Source organism: Legionella sp. W10-070 (assembly GCF_900640175.1).
Classification (GTDB): Bacteria; Pseudomonadota; Gammaproteobacteria; order Legionellales; family Legionellaceae; genus Tatlockia.
The window spans coordinates 1-955 of record NZ_CAAAJC010000055.1 but is presented as its reverse complement, the minus strand read 5'-3'; the positions used below and the strand labels follow the sequence as shown (position 1 = coordinate 955).

Here is a 955-nt window from a genome sequence, read left to right as displayed (position 1 = left end):
TAATAAATGGGTTACCTTAATTGTGATGCAACGAAGCACTGATTTTGGCTCTATTTAAATTATTTCGGGTTACCTATTTCCGTGATGCAACGGGCACATGAAGCTGGCCATTACATCCTCCACGCACCATTACTGGCAGCGAACTCACAAAATGTTATCTGTCGAAAGAAAGATGAATATTTAACCATTGAGTGGCAGGCTAATTTTTTCGCTTCTTCTCTTCAAGGCAAAAACTAAGAATCTCTTATCTATATTTCCATTAAAATAATCGAGCTCAGATAGATGGTTGATTCACCCCTGCCGAAAAGATTAAAAGAGGCCAGAAAAATCGTGGGGTTATCTCAAAGAAAGTTAGGCGTGGCTACGGGAATGGACGAGTTTTCCGCTGGTCCTCGTGTGAATCAATATGAGACAGGGAAACATACGCCTGATTTCCTTACATTGAAGCGTATTGCTGATGTGCTGTTTGTTCCCACTGCGTATTTTTATGCCGAAGAGGATAACTTGGCAGAAATAATAAGACTTTTGGGGCGACTTAATCCAGAACAACGAATGACTTTTTGTGATGCCATATTAAAAAAAATATCTAATGAGATATAATTGTATGGATAAAAATAAAAAATATTTGATTACTTCCTAAGCTATTGATGAGACTGTAGATAAAATTGTGTAACTGTCTATCATAACAGCCTTTGAGGCTAAGGATAGAGAGTAATGAATAGAGAAGAATTAGAAACATTTGCCCGCGAAGCCAAAGACATTAAAGACTGAAAAAGATCTGAATGATTTCAGTCAAATGTTAACCAGGATTCCAGTTGAGGCAGCGCTTAATGCTGAGCTTGATGAGCATCTTGGTTATGAAAAGTATGAAAAATCCAGCACATCAAATAGCCGCAACGGATATAGCAAGAAAATCTTAAGAACTGAAGACGGTCAATTTGAGTTAAATACTCCA

The 955-nt window shown here is 37.6% G+C and carries 2 protein-coding genes; both read left to right on the top strand.

Annotated features, from left to right (window positions below; translation table 11 throughout):
* Positions 1-282 precede the first annotated feature (282 nt).
* A complete protein-coding gene (locus E1O65_RS12410; protein WP_133133905.1) occupies positions 283-600 on the top strand; it encodes a helix-turn-helix transcriptional regulator in 318 nt (105 codons plus the stop codon).
* Between the two features lie 139 nt (positions 601-739).
* Positions 740-955, top strand: a 216-nt coding sequence (locus E1O65_RS12405; RefSeq protein WP_242601612.1) for a transposase, incomplete at its 3' end; no start/stop codon positions are given.

What these genes read in the sequence shown, in the direction of transcription:
- E1O65_RS12410 (WP_133133905.1), top strand. Translation starts at nt 283, where the DNA reads ATGGTTGATTCACCCCTGCCGAAAAGATTAAAAGAGGCCAGAAAAATC.